Below are 15083 nucleotides of genomic sequence, written 5' to 3'. Positions count from 1 at the left end.
CAGTCAATTCATGGCCGCCTCAAACGGCAGTGGCAGTGCGTTTTGCTTTCTTTTTTGATTCACCGTTTCAAGCCTTCGCCCCATGAGTAATAAACCGATTGAGCCCGTTGCCACGCCAGAATTGCTGGCTTTGCGTGAACGTATTGATACTTTGGACCGGCAGCTGCTGGAGACTTTGAACCAGCGCGCCCATGTGGCGCAAGAGGTCGGCGAACTCAAGAAAAAAGAAGGCACCAGCTTTTTCCGCCCGGACCGCGTTGCCCAAGTCATCACCAAAATGCAGCGTGCCAACCAAGGGCCGCTGAAGAACAGCCACGTGTCTGCGGTATGGCGCGAGATCATGTCGGCCTGTTTGGCGCTGGAGTCGCCCCAGCGCGTTGCCGTTCTGGGCCCGGCTGGCACTTTCTGTGAACAGGCGGCAGTCGAGTATTTCGGCGGCGCCGCTGACATCGTCTACTGCAATAGCTTCGACGAGGTCTTCCATGCAACCATGTCTGGCAATGCCCAGTTTGGTGTGGTGGGCCTGGAAAACTCCAACGAAGGAGTGGTCACACGCTCACTGGATTTGCTGCTGCAGTCGCCGGTGCACATGGTCGGAGAGGTGATTTTGCAAGTGCGCCACAACCTGCTGCGCTTGAACAATAGCGTCGAAGGCATTGAGGTCGTACTGGCCCATCCGCAGGCCTTGGCGCAATGCCATGCGTGGCTGGCCAAACATTTGCCGCACGCTGAGCGCCGCCCAGTGGCCAGCAATGCCGAAGGTGCACGCCTGGCCGCTACGAACCCAGCCTGGGCTGGCTTGGCGAGCGAGCGCGCGGCAACCCAGTTTGGCTTGCACATTGTGGCTCCAGCGATCCAGGATGATGCATACAACCGCACCCGCTTTGGCATCATCACTTTGCCTGAAACCATGGCCATGCCAGAGCCTACCAGCCGCGACGCGACCAGTTTGGTGATCGCTGTGCCCAACCGGCCAGGTGCTGTGCATGAGTTGTTGACGCCGCTGAAAAAGCACAATGTCTCGATGACCCGGTTCGAGTCACGCCCAGCCCGCAATGGCCAGTGGGAATACTACTTCTACATTGACCTCGATGGCCATCCATCCCAGCCGCATGTGGCCGCTGCTTTGGACGAGTTGCGCGGCCTCAGTGCTTTCTTCAAATTGCTCGGGGCCTACCCGCTGAAAGTCTGATGGGACTGCGGTGAGTGAGAGGGCACGGCAAAAATGGCTACGGCACATGGAGTGCAGGACGACGACGACGCGTGAAGTGATCAACACATGATGAAAACATACAACCAGATGGGGCTCATTGGCTGCGGCCTGATGGGGGGCTCGCTCGCGCTGGCGTTGAAGCAGGCGCGCGTAGTCAAGTCCGTGGTCGGGTATAGCAAATCGCCGTCAACGACTGCTCGTGCCAAGGCCAAGGGCGTGATCGATTTGGAGGCCAAGTCGGCCATGCAGGCCTGCGCGGGCTCGGATTTGATCGTGGTGGCTGTGCCGGTCTCGGCCACCGGCGCTACCTTTAAAAGCATTCGCCAGTTTGTGCAGTCCAATGTGCTGACCTTGGATGTGGGCTCGACCAAGCAGGATGTGGTCAAGAACGCCGAGAAATTCCTCGGCTGGAATGCGCAGTACTTTGTGCCCGCGCACCCGATCACGGGCAAAGAAGTCTCGGGGGTTGACCATGCCGAAGCGGGCCTTTACCGCGGCTCAAATGTGGTGCTGACCCCAACGCCTGCGACCGACCTGGACAAGGTGCAAGACGCCCAGGCGCTGTGGGCTGCTGTGGGCGCGCGCGTGCATGTGATGTCGCCCAGCGAGCACGATGCGATCATGGCCGGTGTCAGCCATTTGCCGCATTTGGTGGCGTTTGCGTTCATGAATGGCCTGCTGTCGCAGTCCGACTACAGCGCCATGGTCAAGCTCGCAGGCCCAGGCTTTCGCGACTTCACCCGCATTGCAGCCGGTGATCCGGTACTGTGGCGTGACGTCCTGCTGGCCAATCGCACCGAAGTGATGGGGCAGTTGCGGCAGCTGGTATTGTCGATGCAGGCCTTTCAAAAGGCCTTGCATGACCAGGATGGCGATGCGCTGGAGCAGTTGATCAAGAAAGCCAGCAAAGCGCGCAACGAATGGCGCAGTTGATAGGCCGCCTTGCTGTGGTGTTTTGAGCGGCTTGTTGTACGTATGTGTATGCGCGCTTGCTCGCGGGGGCAGTGTGCGCCGGTGTGATTTCGATTGAGGTTTTGCATGTTTTCCATTCCTTTTCTGGATATTGCTGCGCTGCAAAGCGCCACTGGCACCGTGCAGTTGCCTGGCTCCAAGAGCATCTCCAACCGCGTGTTGCTATTGGCCGCCTTGTGTGAGGGGCAGACCACGGTGCTGCATGACGTGCTCGCCTCAGACGACACCGATGCAATGCTGACCGCGCTGCAAACACTGGGCTGCGAGATTGAGCGCCAGGCCCAGCAGGTACGCATCACCGGCTTGGACCGCCAGAGCTTGCCAGCCCAGGCGCAATTGCATTTGGGCAATGCCGGCACGGCGATGCGGCCACTGACGGCTGCGTTGGCCTTGCTGGTTGGGCCTGGCCAAGCGTTTGAATTGACAGGTGTGGCGCGCATGCAAGAGCGGCCGATCGGCGACCTGGTCGATGCTTTGCGTCAACTGGGCTGCGCTATCGATTACCTGAAAAATCCTGGTTTTCCACCGCTGGCACTGCGCGCTGCCGACCCGCAGAAACTACAGGCGAGTGGCAGCATCCAAATTCGCGGCGATGTCTCCAGCCAGTTTCTGACTGCGATGCTGATGGCTTTGCCTTTGGTCGCCAAAGAACGTGATTACGTGATTGAGGTCGTCGGCGAGCTGATCTCCAAGCCTTATATTGCGATCACGCTGAATCTGTTGGCGCGTTTTGGCATTGTGGTGCGCAACGACAATTGGCAGCGCTTTACGATTGCAGCCGGCTCGCGCTACCAATCCCCTGGGCAATTGCATGTCGAGGCCGATGCCTCGTCGGCCAGTTACTTGGTGGCCTTGGGCGGGATCGCCAGCGACCCGGCCCTGGGCCAGGCGATCACGATTGAAGGCGTGGGCGAGGACTCGATCCAGGGCGATATCCGCTTTATTGATGCGGCGCGGCAAATGGGCGTGCACGTCGAAACAGGGCCGAACTGGTTGCGCGTGCAGCGCGGCCAATGGCCGCTCAAGGCCATTGACATCGATGGCAACCATATCCCTGATGCAGCGATGACCTTGGCTGTGATGGCCTTGTATGCAGAGGGGACAACCCGCATTACCAATATTGCCAGCTGGCGTGTGAAGGAAACCGACCGCATTGATGCGATGGTCAATGAGCTGAGCAAGCTCGGCGCCGTGGTTGACAGTGGCCCTGATTGGATCAGTGTGGCGCCGCCAGCGGCTGACGCCTGGCGCAGCGCCTCGATTGCTACCTATGACGACCACCGCGTGGCGATGTGCTTTTCACTGGCGGCCTTCAACCCGGCTTCGGTGGCCGTGCGCATTGAAGACCCGCGCTGTGTCGGTAAAACCTTTCCTGATTACTTCGAGGCCTTGTTTGCGCTGGCCCAACCCAAACCCAATGCGGTGCCGGTGATTTGCATCGATGGCCCGAGCGCTTCTGGCAAAGGCACGTTGGCAGCCCATGTGGCCAAGCAGCTGGGCTTTCATGTGCTGGATTCTGGCGCTTTGTACCGTGTAGCCGGTGTGGCGGCGCGCCAGCGCGGCCTGGATATTGCGCCCGAGCATGCGCCAGCCCTGGCCGATGTTGCGCGCTCGCTACAGTTGGTGTTCGATGGCGAGCGTGTTTTGCTCGATGGCCGCGATGTCGCCGCAGCAATGCGCTCGGATGCAGGCAGCCGCGATGCGTCGTTGATCTCGGCGATTCCGGCGGTGCGCGACGCGCTGCTGCAGTGGCAGCGCGAACGCGCGGCCTTGCCAGGCTTGGTGGCTGACGGACGCGATATGGGGACGGTGGTTTTTCCAGATGCGCCGCTGAAGGTATTTTTGACCGCCAGCGCCGAGCACCGCGCCGAGCGCCGATATAAGCAATTGATTTCGCAAGGCTTTGACGTTAAACTAGCTAGCCTTCGCGAAGAGCTAGAAGCGCGGGATTTACGGGACACCACGCGTGCAGTGGCGCCCTTGAAGCCTGCAGTGGATGCCAAAGTGCTGGACAACTCCGATTTGAGCGTGGCCGAGGCCACTGAACAAGTGCTGCAATGGTGGCGCCAAGCCTACGCTGGCGCTGCATTTGCGACGCTTGGACACGATTGAATCGGACGCCTAAGAGATGCCAAACTGAGACAAGCGGGCAGGGTGCATACCTTGCCTTCGTGTTAGTTTGCATGCTTTGGACGGTGAGACAGCACAGGCCGAGTTGCGCCATGCCCTGTTGGGTTGGGCCCACTCGGCTTTGGTGTTGCTTTTGAATTTTCACGAAATTCGCCCTGTGCGTGTGGCTGCCAAGCCACGGTGCTGGTTTTTTTTACTACCCAACCGGTGGGGCTTTGACCTAATGCAAGGTTGAAGAGACGCCCACACACTGCCTGCCATCGAGATAAAAACGCTCAGCAATCCCGCTGACGGAAGCCGATGGTCTGGTCAAGGAAATACATGTCTGAATCTTTTGCCGCCTTATTTGAAGAATCTCTGCAACGCACGGAAATGCGTCCAGGCGAAGTCATCACTGCCGAAGTGGTGCGCATTGAACACAACTTCGTGGTTGTCAATGCTGGCTTGAAGTCTGAGTCCTTCATCCCTCTGGAAGAGTTCAAAAACGATCAAGGCGAAGTTGAAGTCCAAGTCGGTGACTTCGTTTCGGTGGCTATCGGCTCTATCGAAAACGGTTACGGCGACACCATCCTGTCGCGTGACACCGCCAAGCGTCTGGCCTCCTGGCTGTCGCTGGAAAAAGCTTTGGAATCTGGCGAGTTCGTCACTGGCGTGACTTCGGGCCGCGTCAAAGGTGGCTTGACCGTGCTGGTCAATGGCATCCGCGCCTTCCTGCCAGGTTCTTTGGTCGACACACGTCCTGTGAAAGACCTGACACCGTACGAAAACAAAACTTTGGAATTCAAAGTTATCAAGCTGGACCGCAAACGCAACAACGTCGTGCTGTCGCACCGCGCTGTGGTGGAAGCTTCGATGGGCGAAGAGCGCGCCAAGCTGCTCGAAACCCTGCACGAAGGTGCGATCGTCACTGGTGTTGTGAAAAACATCACCGAGTACGGCGCATTCGTGGACCTGGGTGGTATCGACGGTCTGTTGCACATCACCGACATGGCATGGCGTCGTGTGCGTCACCCATCCGAGGTGGTGCAAGCTGGTCAAGAGATCACAGCCAAAGTGCTCAAGTTTGACGCTGAGAAGAGCCGCGTATCGCTGGGTCTGAAGCAAATGGGTGAAGACCCATGGGTGGGTGTTTCCCGCCGCTACCCAGCCAACACACGCCTGTTCGGTAAAGTCACCAACATCGCTGACTACGGCGCATTCGTTGAGCTGGAGCCAGGTATCGAAGGTTTGGTGCACGTCTCCGAAATGGACTGGACCAACAAAAACGTGGCCCCATCGAAAATCGTTGCTCTGGGCGACGAAGTCGAAGTCATGGTGCTGGACATCGACGAAGACAAACGTCGTATCTCCCTGGGCATGAAACAAACCAAGGTCAACCCTTGGCAAGATTTCGCGCAGAACACCAACCGTGGTGACCGCGTCAAAGGCCCAATCAAGTCCATCACTGACTTCGGCGTGTTCGTGGGCCTGGCCTCCGGCATCGACGGTCTGGTGCACTTGTCTGACCTGTCTTGGAACGAGCCTGGCGAATCCGCCGTGCGCAACTACAAGAAAGGCCAAGAAGTTGAAGCCATCGTGTTGGCCGTGGACGTTGAGCGTGAGCGCATCTCCCTGGGCATCAAACAGCTCGACGCAGACCCATTCACCACTTTCGTGTCGATCAACGACAAAGGCCAATCCGTCACTGGTAAGGTCAAGACAGTGGATGCCAAGGGCGCTGAAATCGAGTTGGGCGAAGACATCATCGGTTACCTGCGTGCGTCGGACATCTCCGCTGACCGCGTCGAAGATGCTCGCAACGTGCTCAAAGAAGGTGATGAAGTCACCGCTGTGATCACCAACATCGACCGTAAGAGCCGCAACATCCAGTTGTCTATCAAGGCAAAAGATGCTGCTGACCAACAAGAAGCGCTGGACAGCCTGTCCCAGCAATCTATTGGCAATGCCGGTACGACTAGCCTGGGCGCTTTGCTCAAAGCCAAGTTGGACAACGCTGAGTAATCAAGACAAGCCGGTGGCCCATCTGCAGGCGGGTAGCTAAAAATGCCTCCTCAGTGGCGCCGCCGGGTGTTTTGTATTCACTTATACAGCCCTTTGCAAGCAGCAAGGGGCTGTCCTGAGAGTTAGGCGAGGGCTGTTTTGGGTGGATGATAAAACGGATCCGTGCCAACAATGTTTTCTGCAATGCTAACCACCATGCTGGTTATTTGCACCAACGCCCCTTGCAACCATGACACGATCAGACCTTGTTGAAGAGCTTGCTGCGCATTTCAGCCAACTCAGTCAGGCCGACGCTGAATATGCGGTCAAAATCCTGCTGGAGTCGATGGGGGATGCCTTGGAGCAAGGTCACCGGATTGAGATCCGTGGTTTCGGCAGTTTCACGGTCAACCGACGCGCACCGCGTATCGGACGCAATCCCCGCAATGGCGATACGGTCGAAGTGCCTGAAAAGCGTGTCTTGCACTTCAAGCCAGGCAAAGCCTTGCGTGAAGCCGTGGACCAAGGGTTGAAGGCGGCTCAAGGCCAGATAAAGCCCTGAGGTATGATGCAACGCCAGTGAATTTCTTGCCAGTCGTTGCCTACACACTATGAAATATCTGATCTGGCTGCTGCGTGCAGCCTTTTTCTTTTTGCTTTTTGCCTTTTCACTGAACAACCAGCACGATGTCACGGTGCACTGGTTCTTTGGCTTGCAGTGGCATGGCCCGATGGTGCTGGCCATGTTGGTGGCATTTGCGCTGGGCTTGGGGCTTGGCTTGGCCACCGTGATTCCGCGCTGGCTGCAATACCGCCAGCGCGAAATGCAACATGCGGCGAGCTTTCAAAGCAGCGCATACACCGCCCCGCAACAGGAGTAATGCATGGAGACCGAATGGATCTGGTTGCTGCTGGGGTTGCCCATTGCATTTATTTTGGGCTGGTTGGCCTCGCGCCTGGATTGGCGGCAAATGCGCATCGTGCAGCGCAGTGCCCCGCGTGCGTATTTTCAGGGTTTGACGTATTTGCTCAACGAGCAGCAAGACCAAGCCATTGATGTGTTTGTGCAAGCCGTGCAGTCCGACCCCGATACGGTCGAGCTGCATTTTGCGCTGGGCAGTTTGTTTCGCCGCCGCGGGGAGTACGACCGCGCGGTACGCGTGCACCAGCACTTGCTCGCGCGCGCCGATTTGAGCGGTCTGGATCGCGCCAGAGCGCAGTGGGAGCTGGCGCAAGACTTTATGAAGGCTGGTTTGCTTGATCGGGCCGAGGCCAGCTTGCAGCAACTCGAGGGCACAAGCCTGGAGAGCCAGGCGCAAACCGCCTTGCTGTATATCTACGAGCGCACGCACGACTGGCCGCAGGCCTTGGCGCTGACCAGCCGCATGACCGGTGAGGCAGCGCAGGCGCATGGCGCGGGCAAACAAATGCACTACCTGTGCGAGCAAGCCAATGATGCGATGCGCCAACAGGATTTTGAGCGCGCCACCAGCCTGCTAGACCAGGCCAGAGCCTGTGACAGTTCAGGCGTGCGCCCCGGTATTGAGCAAGTGCGTTTATTGCTGGCCCAAGGCCAGTACCGCCAAGCGGTGCAGTGGGCACTGGCGCTGTCTGAGCAATTGCCGCAGACCATGCCACTGCTCGCTGGCATGTGGGGCGACCGCGTCTTTGAGACGCTGCAAGGCGACCAGGCGCTACTGCAGCAAGTGCATACGGCATTGCGTGTGCATTATGAAAATGAATCCAGCCTGGATGTGCTGCTGGCTTTGGTGGCGATTGAACACCAAATGGGCTTGCCGCGAGCCGGCCACTGGTATGCCGAGCATATCCGCAAGCACCCATCGCTGGTGGCAGCTGCCCACTGGATGGAGCTGGAGCAGCAGCAAGACGCAGCCATTGCCAAGTCACTGGACAAGGCCATGCAGCCTTTGCTGAATTACCGTTGCCTGCATTGCGGCTTTGAAGCGCGCAGCTATTTTTGGCAATGCCCTGGCTGCCAAAGCTGGGAGAGCTTTCCGACCAAACGGGTGGAAGAGTTGCAGGCCTGATGGCGTGCCGGTTTGGTGGCCGTCTGTGGGCACAGTTTGGGCTGGCATGCACTAGCTGCTGAGCATGCGCTGGATCAAGTCCGGCGTGGAGTGTGCATGGAACTTGCGCATCAGGCGGGCGCGGTACAACTCCACCGTGCGGTGGCTGATGCCTAATTCCTTGCCAATGGTTTTAGAGGTCTTGCCTTCGAGCAAATGGGCCGCGACCTCGCGCTCGCGCCCAGTCAAATGGTGCTCGGTCACTGGACGCTGTGCGCTGATGTCTTCAAAACTCCAAATCCCAGCAGCATGTGGGTCATTGCGGTCCAGCGCTTTGCCGGTTACATGGCACCAGAACACCTGGCCCGTTGCACGCTTCATGATGCGGCTGTCGGCGTAACGGCCTTTGGCATTCAGTATCGGGGCAATGCGTGCGCCCAGCCGTTCAAACTCTTCGACCGTCGGGTACAGCACTTGGAACGAGCGCCCCAGCAGCGACTCTTTGCTGGTCATGAAAATCTCGCACAACTGCTGGTTGCAATCGACGATGGCGCGGCGTTTGGCAATCACCAAACCCACTGGAGCCATCTCAAACGCCATCCGGTATTCATCGGGGTCATTCATAGGGGTTTTCTCTAGGCAAAACTACGTATATATTTACGTAGTATCGTAGCGACTTTGGTATGAGTAAATCGCTTTGTTAGGGAAGTTCTGCAAGCCCCCCCTCGTTGCTGGCAAGAATGCGGTATCAGGATGAGCCGCCAGGCGTCTTTTGAAGGCCATAGCCGTAGCTATGGACGACCGCGCTCAGACCACAACAGGGAGTTTTTGTAGAGCTTCCTTAATGTTCCAGATAACAGGAGATCAACTTGAACAAACTCTATCCTTCGGCAGCAGCAGCCTTAGAGGGGCTGGTGGCCGATGACCAGACCTTGGCAGTAGGTGGCTTTGGCTTGTGTGGCATTCCCGAAGCCCTGATTGATGCCTTGCGCGACTCGGGCGTCAAAGGCCTGACCGTGATTTCGAACAATGCCGGTGTGGATGGTTTCGGTCTGGGCAAATTGCTTGAGACACGCCAAATCAAAAAAATGATCTCGTCCTATGTGGGTGAGAACAAGGAATTTGAGCGTCAGTACCTGGCTGGCGAGCTGGAGCTGGAATTCACCCCGCAAGGCACGCTGGCTGAAAAGCTGCGTGCCGGTGGCGCTGGCATTCCAGCGTTTTTCACCAAAACCGGTGTCGGCACCATGGTGGCAGAGGGCAAAGAGCTGCGCGACTTTGATGGTGAGACCTATGTGATGGAGCACGCATTGGTGCCCGATGTGTCATTGGTCAAAGCCTACCGCGCAGACAAAAGCGGCAACCTGCAATTTCGTTTGACCGCGCGCAACTTTAACCCAGCAGCTGCTACAGCAGGCAAAGTGTGCGTGGTCGAGGTGGAGGAAGTGGTTGAGACGGGTGCGATCGCCCCTGATGATATCCACCTGCCGGGCATTTATGTGCACCGCATTGTGCACAACCCCAATCCAGAAAAGCGCATTGAGAAGCGCACCATCACTGAAAAGCAAGGAGCCTGATCATGCCGTGGACCCAAGACCAAATGGCTGCACGCGCAGCCCAAGAACTCGAAGACGGCTTCTACGTCAACCTCGGCATCGGCATTCCTACCTTGGTGGCCAACCACACGGGCGACAAGGAAGTCTGGCTGCAGTCAGAGAACGGCATGCTGGGCATTGGCCCCTTCCCGACTGAAGACCAGGTCGATGCCGACTTGATCAATGCCGGCAAACAAACCGTGACCACACTACCAGGTTCGGCCATTTTTGGCAGCGACCAGTCGTTTGCGATGATTCGCGGCGGCAAGATCAATTTGTCGATTCTGGGCGCGATGCAAGTGTCGGAAAAAGGCGATCTGGCCAACTGGATGATCCCCGGAAAAATGGTCAAAGGCATGGGCGGCGCGATGGACTTGGTCGCTGGTGTCAAGCGCGTGATCGTGCTGATGGAGCATGTGGCCAGGAAAAAAGACGGTACAACCGATTTGAAAATTCTGCCTAGCTGCACCTTGCCGTTGACAGGCGTGGGCGTGGTGGACCGCATCATCACCGATTTGGGCGTGATGGATGTGACACCAGAAGGCCTGAAGCTGGTCGAGCTGGCCGAGGGGGTGACGTTTGAAGAGATCCAGTCCAAAACGGGTGTGACATTGATCCAGTAAACGCTGGGGATTGCACTGCAGAAGTGGTCCCAGTCGTTTGAAAAATACAAGCCTGTTGTTAAGCGAGATGGCTGGGGTTATACCGCTTGCATTTGAGCAAACGGCAAAGCTGCCAAGTACGCCTCATCTGGCGTAGTTCGATTGTGTGCCAGATGAGGGCGTTGTGAATTGTAAAACGTCATGTATTGGGCGATGCTACGGCGCGCGCAACCCACACTGTCATAGGCTTTGAGATAAATCTCCTCACACTTGATTGAGCGCCATAGGCGCTCAACGAAGACATTGCCTCTCCAAGCCCCCTTACCGTCCATAGAGATGCCTATGCCATGACGCTTGAGCATCGACGTAAAGGCCTCGCTGCTAAATTGGCAGCCCTAGTCGGTGTTAAATATAGCGGGAGTCCCAAACTGGGCAATCGTCTCTTGCGCGGCAGCCACGCAAAACTCTACATCCATCGTATTGGACAAGCGCCAAGCCAGCACCTTGCGGCTCTGTCAATCGACTACCGCGTACAGGTACATCCAGCCTTTGAGCATGCGCACGTAGGTGATATCCATGGCCCAAACTTGGTTGGCGTGTGTCACGGCTTTGTTCCTGAGCAGATAGGGGTAAATCTTGTGCTGCCGGTGGGCAGTACTGGTGCGTGGCTTGCAGTACAAGGCTGAGGTGCACATGCGCTGCATCAACGCACGCACATGCCTGCGGCCCACGCGCTGTCCTTGAAGCTGCAATAGGTCTTTGAGCATACGAGAGCCTGCAAATGGATAGGCTAGATGCAAGGCATCCAAGCTGTGCATGAGCTTTGCTTGCTCTGTAGTGACAGTTTTTTTGCGGTAATAAATCGAGCCACGGCTGATGCGCATGAGTTGAGCCTGACGACTTAGCGACAAGCCATGGCTGCGGTCAATCATTGATTGATGCTGAGCGAGCCCGCTTTGCTCAGCGCACTGTGCAAAAAATCCTTCTCCAAGGTCAGCTGACCGATCTTGGCATGGAGCTCTTTGAGATCCACTAGAGGCGCACTAGGGGCTGGCGTTGTGCCAAACATATCGGCTGCGTGCTCCATCAGCTGACGCTTCCAGTCAGCGATTTGACTGGGGTGGACNAGGCGCACTAGGGGCTGGCGTTGTGCCAAACATATCGGCTGCGTGCTCCATCAGCTGACGCTTCCAGTCAGCGATTTGACTGGGGTGGACCTCATATTGCTGAGCCAATTCAGCTACGGTGCGCTCGCCGCGCACCGCCTCTAAGGCCACTTTGGCTTTAAAAACTGCGCTGTGTTTGCGTTGGGATTTGATAGTCATAGATCTCTCCAAGTTCGGCCTGCTAATTGGCCATTTTTACGGAAAAATCTCGCTTAGCTTATTGTTCAAAAAACGGAGCCACTTCTCAGCGAGAATCGCTCGCCTGTATACACATCACTCGCTTTCAATTCAAACGTATCTGTCACCTGCTGCCCAAATCCCGCGGTAGCAAGTTGATCAGTCACTACCGCTTTCTCAATGCGTTGGCCTACATGGCCAGCAACGTCTGCAAGTGGCGCTGCCTTGCCACCCCGATTCGGCCCTTGGCACACCGTGTACATGCGGCTGTATCGCTAGGCACACAGTGGTGTACTTGCAGAGGTTCTTTGCCGTTTGCAGCAACAGCGACTTAGCCAGTGGGTTGTCTAGGCTTGAGCCTGAACTACACCATCGTCAAAGTTCACCCTGACGGCTGCGGGGCTCAGAAAAAAACGGTCCGCAAGCCATAGGTAAGAGTCGAGGCGGCTGGAGCTGCAAGATTCACATGGTGGCGGCCAGTTGCAAGGATGCTTTGGTCTGGAGTTTGACGCCTGGGCAGGCCGGAGACAGCCCTGAAGACCGTAACCACATTGATGCAGTCGGAGTGCAAGACTGTGCTGTGTATTTGCTTATGGATAGCGCCTACGGCAGCGATGATTTGCGCGCAGCGGCTGAGGATCGAAACCTTATCCCGGTGGTTCCTGCGCACCCTCGGCGTAAAAAACCTTGGCAACTGGATAAACATAAGATATCGACAACGCAACGAAGTTGAACGGCTGTTTCGACCAATCAAGGCCTATCGACGGGTTTTTACCCGATACGACAAGCTTGACGTGATGTTTGCCGCATTTTGCTCGCTGGCTTTGGTCTTTGAGCAACTTCGTTAACGTGAACAGGCCCTAGGCGAGAGGGGCAAAGCCAAGACATTCGAGCGGCAGGTGGTTGAACTGAATATACGTGCCTCTTCCTCAATCGGTTCACTGAACTGGACTGCCCAGAGACGGTGGCAGTGGGATAGCTGCATCTGGGGTTTGGAGCTCTCAGCCTACGCTTTATTTATGCAACAAAGCCTGTTCAAACGACTGGGACCACCTCTATGGAACCCAATCAGCTCTATCCGTTACTAACCAGGCTACAAACTACTTGAAGGAGTGTGGCAATGTTAGATGACAAACTGATGGGGCTGCTGAGTGCTTTAGGTGAGTCCATGGGACTTGCCGACCTGCAATGGGATGCGCACGAGGAATGCCACTTAGCCATTGGTGAAGAGTTGACTTTATTGTTACGCCATTCCTCAGAGGAAGAGCGTATCACCCTCGCCAGCGTTGTCGCCAACGAGGTACCAGAACCTCTAGACCACGCCCTCGCCATTGAATTGCTGGAACACGCACTCCACCCAATGGCACACACAGGCCCAGCCGTGGGATTGGATAGAGACAGTGACTTTTTGCTAGCTTATTGCCTCATCAGCACCGCACACCTAGAGCCTACCGTTTTTGTAGAAAAGACCATGGCGTTTCTTGAGTACGCATTTCACATGCGCCGCCGCATAGCGGGTGAGCATGCACAGGCGCAAATGCCTGAGAGCATCACCAACGGTTTGCAACTTGGCCAAATGGTTTGAAGAGTCAAAACATGGCAACCATCCCCCTCAACTACTCCAGCGTTGGTCAGGTCTTTTTAAACGACTTGAGCTTTCTCAACAAAGCCACTCCTGCGAATGGCGGCAATGGACAAATTCAGGTTGCAGGCAAAGTTTATAACGTGAGCCTGACGACAGATGGCATTCAGGTATCGCCTGAGAAAAGCATACGCAATTTCTTTTCTATGTCAGCAAAATCCACGGCATCCGCCGTACAAGCTGATTTGAGAGATCAAATGCAAACTTGGCTTGAAGTGCAAAAGCCACGGCCTGACGAGAACCTCAGCATTTTTAAAAGCGTACAGAGCAATATACGACGCGACAAAGACTACAGCGTCAGATCAGCCAACGAAAATGCAGCACAAACGCTGCTAACTGCTAAGGCAGCCAACGTTATGGGTCTGCAATTGCACCAACCGGTTCATGCCGCATATGGAGACGCTAGCATTCGTCACAATGGCACGCAAGCATTTCTCGCAAACACACAGCATTTGCAGCAACAGCAACAGCACCGGATTCAGTTCAACAGCATCACCATTGACACACAAAACAAGATTGTTGGCGTTGACTGGGACAAATTTGGGATCAGCGGTGTCGTTTTGAACAACGGTCGAGTGCAACACACGCCCAATACTTTGAGCAGTATGCTGAGCCAAATTCGCCTAGGAACACTTCCGCAGTCCTCCACCAATCTTCCAAACGGGTACACCCCCGAGCTCAGCACAGCCTGGACTCAATTGCTGCAAAAAAATGTCGATAAACTAGACATCATCGGCCGCATCACCACAATGCGTAACAACAACAATAACAACGCCCAAGGGTTTGATGCCGATGTGCGGGCGCTGGTACGCAAGAACATGAGCGTCAGTTGTCAAGCTCGATTACTCCAGATAAGCGGCATCACTCCCCAGCAATATGGAACCATGCGCGCGCCTACGCTCGAAAGCTTTGCTCGCACTTTCGCCAACGCCCTGCAACGCTACGAACAAAGCATTTCCAATGGAGGCACCCAGCAACAAGCACACGCTCAGGCGCAACAAGCTTTCGCAGCATACCCAGCTGATTTTCAGCAAGAACTGAGTCTGCATTTGGACAATATTGTGCGCAACGCCGTGTTTCGCCAAACCAGCAAGTTAGGCTTGGAGTTATACAAGCAACAGGGCATACCGGTGGTATTCCAATGGCGTGATCACAGCGGCCAAGACAACTCAGCACAAGTGCGTCCAGTCAATCAACAAGATTGGTGGCGCACCGGATTCACACTGGGAACGCCTCAAGTCATGCCAATTACCATGTCCGAGCAACGCCATGTCGAACGCCTAGAAACCAGTGGAGCCGCAGCCGTTCGACCAGCAGACAACATTGTCGTGTTGAAGGTCTGAAAGCATTTGCTGTTAGTGGTTTGACGGCGCTGTTGCGTAAATCAAATTTAAGCTGAGCTACCCCAAGCCTAGCCGTGGCTATGCCACGGCCGCCGACTGAGGACGGCCCAGTTCTGTAAATCGATTCAGTCCATGGGTAATTCCCCCATTTTTAGCAGTAAGCAGTAGTAGAGAGGTTTGAATGTTTACTAGCTATTTTTTGTTGTGGGGTCATGCCCCCCAGAGCCATGTTCGGT

Annotated in this window: 12 protein-coding genes and 1 pseudogene; 11 read left to right on the top strand and 2 right to left on the bottom strand. The window is 56.0% G+C overall.

All coding sequences use genetic code 11. The annotated features are described in order from the left end of the window. The first annotated feature begins 82 nt into the window (after window positions 1-82). From pheA to E8K88_RS15130, 7 genes are all read left to right on the top strand, one after another. A complete protein-coding gene (pheA, locus tag E8K88_RS15160) occupies window positions 83-1192 on the top strand; it encodes a prephenate dehydratase (protein ID WP_136407522.1) in 1110 nt (369 codons plus the stop codon). Window positions 1193-1282: 90 nt separating this feature from the next. Beyond that, a complete protein-coding gene (locus E8K88_RS15155; RefSeq protein WP_136407554.1) occupies window positions 1283-2146 on the top strand; it encodes a prephenate dehydrogenase in 864 nt (287 codons plus the stop codon). Window positions 2147-2251: 105 nt separating this feature from the next. Next, window positions 2252-4297, top strand: a complete 2046-nt coding sequence (locus tag E8K88_RS15150) for a bifunctional 3-phosphoshikimate 1-carboxyvinyltransferase/cytidylate kinase (RefSeq protein ID WP_136407521.1) — start codon at window positions 2252-2254, stop codon at window positions 4295-4297. A 339-nt stretch (window positions 4298-4636) separates the two neighbouring features. Continuing rightward, window positions 4637-6316 (top strand): 30S ribosomal protein S1, encoded by a 1680-nt coding sequence (gene rpsA, locus E8K88_RS15145; RefSeq protein WP_136407520.1) that lies wholly within the window; start codon window positions 4637-4639, stop codon window positions 6314-6316. Window positions 6317-6545: 229 nt separating this feature from the next. After that, on the top strand, window positions 6546-6857 hold the full coding sequence (locus E8K88_RS15140; RefSeq protein WP_136407519.1) for an integration host factor subunit beta: 312 nt from the start codon (window positions 6546-6548) through the stop codon (window positions 6855-6857). A gap of 49 nt (window positions 6858-6906) precedes the next feature. Further along, complete coding sequence (locus tag E8K88_RS15135) at window positions 6907-7176, top strand: lipopolysaccharide assembly protein LapA domain-containing protein (RefSeq protein WP_136407518.1); 270 nt, start codon at window positions 6907-6909, stop codon at window positions 7174-7176. 3 nt (window positions 7177-7179) lie between these two features. Further along, a complete protein-coding gene (locus tag E8K88_RS15130; RefSeq protein ID WP_136407517.1) occupies window positions 7180-8343 on the top strand; it encodes a lipopolysaccharide assembly protein LapB in 1164 nt (387 codons plus the stop codon). 51 nt (window positions 8344-8394) lie between these two features. Here E8K88_RS15130 and E8K88_RS15125 read toward each other — a convergent pair whose 3' ends face one another. Continuing rightward, the gene (locus E8K88_RS15125; protein ID WP_136407516.1) at window positions 8395-8946 is read right to left on the bottom strand and encodes a PAS and helix-turn-helix domain-containing protein; all 552 of its coding nucleotides are present in this window, start codon (window positions 8944-8946) and stop codon (window positions 8395-8397) included. A gap of 245 nt (window positions 8947-9191) precedes the next feature. On the opposite strand from E8K88_RS15125, the gene E8K88_RS15120 reads away from it, so the two are divergent. Beyond that, on the top strand, window positions 9192-9899 hold the full coding sequence (locus E8K88_RS15120; protein ID WP_136407515.1) for a CoA transferase subunit A: 708 nt from the start codon (window positions 9192-9194) through the stop codon (window positions 9897-9899). 2 nt (window positions 9900-9901) lie between these two features. After that, window positions 9902-10540 (top strand): 3-oxoacid CoA-transferase subunit B, encoded by a 639-nt coding sequence (locus tag E8K88_RS15115; protein WP_136407514.1) that lies wholly within the window; start codon window positions 9902-9904, stop codon window positions 10538-10540. Window positions 10541-10617: 77 nt separating this feature from the next. Here E8K88_RS15115 and E8K88_RS15110 read toward each other — a convergent pair. Beyond that, window positions 10618-11844 (bottom strand): annotated as a pseudogene (locus E8K88_RS15110) (IS3 family transposase). A 1138-nt stretch (window positions 11845-12982) separates the two neighbouring features. Between E8K88_RS15110 and E8K88_RS15105 the strand changes: the two are divergent. Together E8K88_RS15105 and E8K88_RS15100 are read left to right on the top strand one after the other, a co-directional pair. After that, the gene (locus E8K88_RS15105) at window positions 12983-13447 is read left to right on the top strand and encodes a CesT family type III secretion system chaperone (protein WP_136407513.1); all 465 of its coding nucleotides are present in this window, start codon (window positions 12983-12985) and stop codon (window positions 13445-13447) included. 11 nt (window positions 13448-13458) lie between these two features. Next, the gene (locus tag E8K88_RS15100; protein ID WP_136407512.1) at window positions 13459-14847 is read left to right on the top strand and encodes a hypothetical protein; all 1389 of its coding nucleotides are present in this window, start codon (window positions 13459-13461) and stop codon (window positions 14845-14847) included. The last annotated feature ends 236 nt before the right edge of the window (window positions 14848-15083 follow it).

The sequence above is a fragment of the Lampropedia aestuarii genome (assembly GCF_004803635.1).
Lineage (GTDB): Bacteria > Pseudomonadota > Gammaproteobacteria > Burkholderiales > Burkholderiaceae_C > Lampropedia > Lampropedia aestuarii.
Note: the sequence above shows the minus strand (reverse complement) of the source record. Positions and strands in the feature narration are given on the sequence as shown.

Excerpts from the sequence above, each read along its gene's own strand:
- pheA (WP_136407522.1), top strand. The coding sequence starts at position 83 with ATGAGTAATAAACCGATTGAGCCCGTTGCCACGCCAGAATTGCTGGCT.
- E8K88_RS15155 (WP_136407554.1), top strand. The coding sequence starts at position 1,283 with ATGAAAACATACAACCAGATGGGGCTCATTGGCTGCGGCCTGATGGGG.
- E8K88_RS15150 (WP_136407521.1), top strand. The coding sequence starts at position 2,252 with ATGTTTTCCATTCCTTTTCTGGATATTGCTGCGCTGCAAAGCGCCACT.
- rpsA (WP_136407520.1), top strand. The coding sequence starts at position 4,637 with ATGTCTGAATCTTTTGCCGCCTTATTTGAAGAATCTCTGCAACGCACG.
- E8K88_RS15140 (WP_136407519.1), top strand. The coding sequence starts at position 6,546 with ATGACACGATCAGACCTTGTTGAAGAGCTTGCTGCGCATTTCAGCCAA.
- E8K88_RS15135 (WP_136407518.1), top strand. The coding sequence starts at position 6,907 with ATGAAATATCTGATCTGGCTGCTGCGTGCAGCCTTTTTCTTTTTGCTT.
- E8K88_RS15130 (WP_136407517.1), top strand. The coding sequence starts at position 7,180 with ATGGAGACCGAATGGATCTGGTTGCTGCTGGGGTTGCCCATTGCATTT.
- E8K88_RS15125 (WP_136407516.1), bottom strand. The coding sequence starts at position 8,946 with ATGAATGACCCCGATGAATACCGGATGGCGTTTGAGATGGCTCCAGTG.
- E8K88_RS15115 (WP_136407514.1), top strand. The coding sequence starts at position 9,902 with ATGCCGTGGACCCAAGACCAAATGGCTGCACGCGCAGCCCAAGAACTC.
- E8K88_RS15105 (WP_136407513.1), top strand. The coding sequence starts at position 12,983 with ATGTTAGATGACAAACTGATGGGGCTGCTGAGTGCTTTAGGTGAGTCC.
- E8K88_RS15100 (WP_136407512.1), top strand. The coding sequence starts at position 13,459 with ATGGCAACCATCCCCCTCAACTACTCCAGCGTTGGTCAGGTCTTTTTA.